General features: G+C 64.1%; 5 protein-coding genes. 4 read left to right on the top strand and 1 reads right to left on the bottom strand.

The features are described 5' to 3' along the window. Positions 1-260 precede the first annotated feature (260 nt). Complete coding sequence (locus tag H8B02_RS44640) at positions 261-881, bottom strand: DUF2946 domain-containing protein (RefSeq protein ID WP_229172117.1); 621 nt, start codon at positions 879-881, stop codon at positions 261-263. A 209-nt stretch (positions 882-1,090) separates the two neighbouring features. Between H8B02_RS44640 and H8B02_RS44635 the strand changes: the two genes are divergently transcribed. The 4 genes from H8B02_RS44635 (at position 1,091) to H8B02_RS44620 (ending at position 5,288) form a co-directional block, all read left to right on the top strand. Continuing rightward, positions 1,091-1,516 (top strand): globin, encoded by a 426-nt coding sequence (locus H8B02_RS44635; RefSeq protein ID WP_229172116.1) that lies wholly within the window; start codon positions 1,091-1,093, stop codon positions 1,514-1,516. A gap of 88 nt (positions 1,517-1,604) precedes the next feature. After that, on the top strand, positions 1,605-2,639 hold the full coding sequence (locus tag H8B02_RS44630; protein WP_229172115.1) for a sugar ABC transporter substrate-binding protein: 1,035 nt from the start codon (positions 1,605-1,607) through the stop codon (positions 2,637-2,639). 9 nt (positions 2,640-2,648) lie between these two features. Beyond that, positions 2,649-4,151: a sugar ABC transporter ATP-binding protein gene (locus H8B02_RS44625; protein WP_229172114.1), complete on the top strand. Its 1,503-nt coding sequence runs from the start codon at positions 2,649-2,651 to the stop codon at positions 4,149-4,151. Positions 4,152-4,253: 102 nt separating this feature from the next. Continuing rightward, positions 4,254-5,288: an ABC transporter permease gene (locus H8B02_RS44620; protein ID WP_229172113.1), complete on the top strand. Its 1,035-nt coding sequence runs from the start codon at positions 4,254-4,256 to the stop codon at positions 5,286-5,288. Positions 5,289-5,662: the final 374 nt, after the last annotated feature.

The raw sequence follows: 5,662 nt of genomic DNA, 5'->3' as shown, positions 1-5,662 counted from the left end.
GCGGCAACCGCGCGGATCTTCGGCTTGGATCTCGCCGATTTCGCGCGCGCGGCCTGCGGCGCATCGACCGTTACGGACGGCAGCGTCGTCTGGGCCTCTGCCCAACTTGTAAGCATCGAAAGCCCGAGGCCCAGCGTGAGCGCACTGGCTCCGGCCCGCGGATGAAATCGAAACATGGATGAATCCTGACACCGGCTCTGTGGCCGGCTTGCACTAAGGCACTCGCCGACGCGCGACGCGCATCGGCAGCGAGAACGTCGTCAGGAAAAAACCGGCGGCGCGCGGGCTTGCGCGGAGAGGCGCGCCTGCGAACGATCGAAATCGCCGGCGAAGTCGAGCCAGGCGATGCGCGTTGAGGGCCGCTCGACGGCATGAGCCGTGATCTCCGGGCTATCAACGGGCGCACCGGTCTGCTGCACGCTGCATGCGGAGCAACAGCCGTCATGGGCATCATGACCGGTCTGGTCACCCTGCCCGGCTCCGGCGCCGACATTGCCATGGCAAATCGTGGCGGCCGCGAGCGGATCGGACGCGGCAAGGCTCGCCGCCCAGCAGGCCCCGATCGGTGCGAAAATCTGCACCAGCAGGGCAACCAGGACTATGGGCAGAAAAATCTTCAGCCGCCGGCGCATCGCAAAACCCATCCGGGACGGAACTAACCACCACGGCCGTCGGAAGTCGAGATCATCGACATCGCTCGTTTCTTCCGGCTGACGGAAATTGCCGGGCGTGACACTTGCGGTACGGCCACTCCACAGGCCTTTGTATCCCCTTACCCTGTCACGTGTTTTCAGCTCGCTTTCGCAACTGCCGGTGGCACCATCCCAATCATTTCGCAAATTGCTCGAAATTTGAACAATCGTTGCCGAAAATGATGACAAGGCTGGAAAGATAGTCTACCAATTCGGGCTCAGGCCAGCCGCGAGGTGTGTCCTGGTGGTCCAAGTCTCGGGAGGAGCCCGACGCGCACAAGCAGCGTCACCCCATCAATCAAGATCAAACCGAATTTTTGGGGCAAATAGGGTCGACACAATTTTTGGAGCAGGGCTTGGAGCCCTGCTCTTTTTTTATGTGATGATCGCAAAGCGCTATGACTCCATCGTCGAATCCAATCGAACGCAGTTTTGAACTCGCAGCGGGGGCTTGCGATGATCTGACGCCGTTGGTGTACCAGCGCTTGTTTCGCGAACATCCCGAGGCGCAGGCGATGTTTCGCACCGAAGGCAGCGAGCCGGTGAAAGGCTCGATGCTGGCGCTCGCGATCGAAGCCATCCTCGATTTCGCGGGCGAGCGCCGCGGACATTTTCGCCTGATCGAATCCGAGGTGTTCTCGCATGATGCCTATGGGACGCCGCGCGAATTGTTCGTCGCATTCTTCGCCGTGATCGCGGACTGCTTGCGCGACATTCTCGGTGAGCAATGGTCTGCGGACATCGATGCTGCGTGGCACAAGCTGCTTCGCGACATCGAGGCCATCGTGCTGCAGCAGAAACATCTCGTGGACGCGAAGGCGTAGCGTCACCGTTCCGATTGTGACACACTCCCTTTATCCGCGGCGCGTGCAACTGACGCCGACGGTCAGAAAAACGAAGAGGGAGCAAACAATGCCAGCGACCGACAAGGGGATGGACAAGGCGTCGACGACTCGGCGCGACCTTTTGCAATTGGCGGCGGCAGGCGGAGCTGCGGCCGGCCTGTTCGGCGGAATGGGCGTGACGTCCGCGCTCGCAGCCGAAATGGGACGTTCGGAAAAGCCGCTGAAGGCCGCGTTCTCCAACGCCGGACTGCAGGCGACGTGGTGCGCGCAGGGCAAGCAGGCCGCCGAATTCTGGGGCAAGCTGTTCAACGTCGAGGTGACCTGGTTCGACGGCCAGCTCGATGCCGTCAAGCAGCGTGCCGCGATCGACAACATGGCCTCGCAGAAATGGGACTTCGTCGCGATCCAGGCGTTCGGCATCGGCACCCTGACCCAGCCGGTGCAGAAGATGATCGACGCCGGCACCCCCGTGATCGACATGGACACGCTGATTGCGCCGCTCGACCAGATCAACGTCCATTCGTTCCTCGCCCCCGACAACGAGTTCATGGGCGCCTCGGTGACGCAGGCGCTGTGCAACGCGATCGGCGGCAAGGGCAAGGTCATCATGACCCAGGGCGCGCTCGGCCACACCGGCGCGCAGGGCCGCGCCAAGGGCTTCAACTCCGTCGTGAAGCAGTTCCCGAACATCGAGGTGCTGGACACCCAGCCCGCCGATTGGGACGTCTCCAAGACCGCCCGGCTTTGGGAAACCTATCTGACGAAGTATCCGCAGATCGACGCGGCGTTCTTCCACAATGACGACATGGCGCTTGCCGCCGCCAACATCATGAAGGCGCACAACCGCACCAACATCCTGATCGGCGGCGTCGACGCCATGCCGCCGGCGATCCAGGCGGTCAGCGAAGGCCGCATGTTCGCAACCGTTCGCAATCCGTCCTGCCGCATCCATGGCGGCGCGATCGTGGCGGGCGTCGCAGCCGTGGTCGGCGGCGAAAAGAGCGGCCAGGGGATTCCGAAGAACGTCGTGACCGATGGTCCCGTCGTGACCAAGGCCAACGCCGCCGGCATGCAATGGATGGAGGATCACTTCCTGATCTGAGCGGTCCGCATGTCGCAGGGACGCTCCCCGATCCTCGAGTTGAACCAGATCACGAAGGCCTTCGGCGGTGTCGAAGCCCTTCGTGGGGTCGACTTCGCGCTGCACGCCGGCGAGATCCATGGTCTCGTCGGCGAGAACGGCGCCGGAAAAAGCACGCTGATGAAGATCATCGCCGGCGTGCATCCGGAGTTCTCCGGCCGCTTCGTGCTCGACGGCAAGGAAACCCGCTTCCGCTCCACCCGCGACGCGCACGCCGCCGGCATCGGCATGGTGCATCAGGAGCTCAGCGTCGCGCCTGATCTCACCGTCGCCGAGAACGTCTTTCTCGGCAACCAGCCGACCAACCGCCTCGGCTTCGTGCAATGGCGGCGGATGGCGCGCGAGGCCGGCGAGCAGCTGTCCCGGTTCGGCATCGAGGTCGATCCGATGACGCGGCTCGGCGACCTGCCGATTGGCCTGCAGCAGCTGATCGAGATCGCCCGCGTGCTGTTTTCCGGCGCGCGCATCATCATCCTCGACGAGCCGACCTCCGCGCTCTCCCCGCCCGAGGTCGAACGCCTGTTCACGACCCTGCACAGGCTCCGTGACGAAGGCACCAGCATCGTCTTCATCTCGCATTTCATCGAGGACATCCTGCGGGTCTCCGACGTGGTGACCGTGTTCCGCAACGGGCGGAAGATCGCCGAGACCGCGTCCACGGACACCAGCAAGGGCGCGCTGATCGAAGCCATGATCGGCCGCGGCGGCGAGGCGCTGGAGCACAGCTACACCGATGACCTCATGCTCCCGAAACCGGGTGGCGGTTCGACGGTCCTGAAGGTCGATCAGCTCTCGCTCCGCCGCAGCCTTCAGGAGGTCTCGTTCGAGGCCCGCGCCGGCGAAGTGCTCGGCATCTACGGCTTCATGGGCTGCGGCCAATTGGAGCTGTCGCGGATCCTGTTCGGCAAGCTCAGGCCGGACGGCGGAACGCTTGTTGTCGATGGCTCCGCGAAAACCTTCCGCAGCACCGCGGCGGCGCGGCGGGCCGGCGTCGCGCTGGTGCCGGAGAGCCGCCGCGCCATGCTGTTCCACCAGGAGCCGGTCTACAAGAACATCTCGATCAGCATCCTCGAGCGGATCTCGGCGCTGCTGCTCAAGCCGGTGCGCGAGCGCGCAATCGCCCAGCGCCAGGTCGAGCAGTTGCAGATCAGGCCGCCGGTGGTCGGCCTCGATCTCGGCATGCTCTCCGGCGGCAACCAGCAGAAGGTGGCGCTGGCGAAATGGCTGACCTACCCGCCGCGCCTCCTGGTGCTGTGCGAGCCGACCCGCGGCATGGATGTCGGCGCCAAGAACGACGTGATCAACATCGTTCGCGACCTCCGCGCCAAGGGACTGGCGATCATTGTGCTGTCGACCGAGCCGGAAACCGTGCTGTCGCTGGCCGACCGGATCCTGGTGCTGAAGCGCGGCGCGGTGGTGCGCGAATTCGCGGGCGAAGCGGTCAGCAAGGATCGGTTGCTGGAAGCCGCTTAGAGCATGATCCGGAAAAGTGCGACGCGGTTTTCCGACAAGGTCATGCTCAAGAAAATAAACGAGGCGCGATGACCAACTCAGCGCGCCTAATGGAGAAGTGTTATGGCGAGCAGTGACAGCGCGACGAGCCCGGCCGATCACAAGCGGCCGCGCGGGCTGGCGCCGTTCCTGCGCTCGCAGATGCGCAACATCGCGCCGTTCCTGACGCTGATCTTTCTCAGCGGCTTCTTCGCGATCGCCAGCCCCTCCTTTGCGACCATCGACAATCTCGGCAATATCCTGACGCAGGTGTCGGTCACCGGCATCATCGCGGTCGGCCTCACCTTCGTGATCCTGTGCGCCGAGATCGACCTGTCGATCGCCAGCATCGCCAACGTCACCGGCATTGCGGTGGCCTACTTCACGCTGCAGGAATCCTACGTCAATATCGCCAACGTGCCGATGCCGGGCATCGTCGCGATCCTGCTGGCGCTGGCGCTGTGCGCCCTGCTCGGCCTCGTCAACGCGCTGGGGCTGACCATGATCGGCATCCCCTCCTTCATCATGACGCTCGCCATGATGCAGATCGCGGCCGGCGTCTCCGCGCTGCTGGTGCGCGGCCAGATCGCCTACAAGGTGCCGCCGCTGATCGCGACGCTCGGCTCGGGCTCGATCGGCGGCATCCCCTGGATCGTGATCGTCGCCGCGGTGATGCTGCTCGGCGGCCATCTGGTGCTGACCTACACGCGGTTCGGCCGCTACGTCTACATGGTCGGCGGCAACCGCGAGGCCGCGGAATTTGCCGGCCTCAACGTCAAGCTCATCCTCGGCAGCGTGATGGTGATCTCGGCGGTCTGCTCCGGGATCGGCGGCATGCTCGGGGTCGCGCATTTCGGCAGCGCGCAGCAGAACGAGTTCGACACGTACCTGCTCGACTCCATCGCGGCGGTCGTGGTCGGCGGCACCAGCCTGTTCGGCGGCCGCGGCGGCATCGGCAACACCATCGTCGGCCTGTTCGTGCTCGGCGTGCTCAACAACGGCCTCGACCACGTCAACATCGACAGCTTCCTGAAGATCCTGATCCGCGGCCTGATCCTGCTCGCAGCGCTGATCATCAACGTCTACGCGCAGCGGCTGCGGGAGCAGGCGGCGGAGTGAGCTGAGGCCAGCTTGGCATGATGGTGATGGAAGCGCCTGCTCTCTCCATTTGTCGATATCGCGACACATCCTCCGCTGTCGTCCTGGCGAAAGCCAGGACCCATACTCCGCAGCGGGAATTGTGAACGGGACTCGTCATCCCAGCGTCGCGCAACAACGGGCATTCGGGGTAATGGGTCCTGGCTTTCGCCAGGACGACGATGAGGATGAGGACGTAGCTTCGCGTTCTCGCGACATGATCTGCCCGAGCTTTGCTCTTCGTTCCGCCCTCCTCTCACAGAGGGCACAGGGAAAGCCGGGTGCCGATCGCACCCATGGGCCCCGAGCAATGGTAGGAGGCTCGGGGGTAGGACCACAGGTATAACCGGAGCAAT

It is taken from the genome of Bradyrhizobium altum, from assembly GCF_020889705.1.
Lineage (GTDB): Bacteria > Pseudomonadota > Alphaproteobacteria > Rhizobiales > Xanthobacteraceae > Bradyrhizobium > Bradyrhizobium altum.
The sequence above is the reverse complement of the archived record's forward strand: the minus strand, read 5'-3'. Positions and strand labels throughout refer to the sequence as shown.

Coding starts and splice junctions, on each gene's coding strand:
- H8B02_RS44635 (WP_229172116.1), top strand. CDS start 1,091: ATGACTCCATCGTCGAATCCAATCGAACGCAGTTTTGAACTCGCAGCG.
- H8B02_RS44630 (WP_229172115.1), top strand. CDS start 1,605: ATGCCAGCGACCGACAAGGGGATGGACAAGGCGTCGACGACTCGGCGC.
- H8B02_RS44625 (WP_229172114.1), top strand. CDS start 2,649: ATGTCGCAGGGACGCTCCCCGATCCTCGAGTTGAACCAGATCACGAAG.
- H8B02_RS44620 (WP_229172113.1), top strand. CDS start 4,254: ATGGCGAGCAGTGACAGCGCGACGAGCCCGGCCGATCACAAGCGGCCG.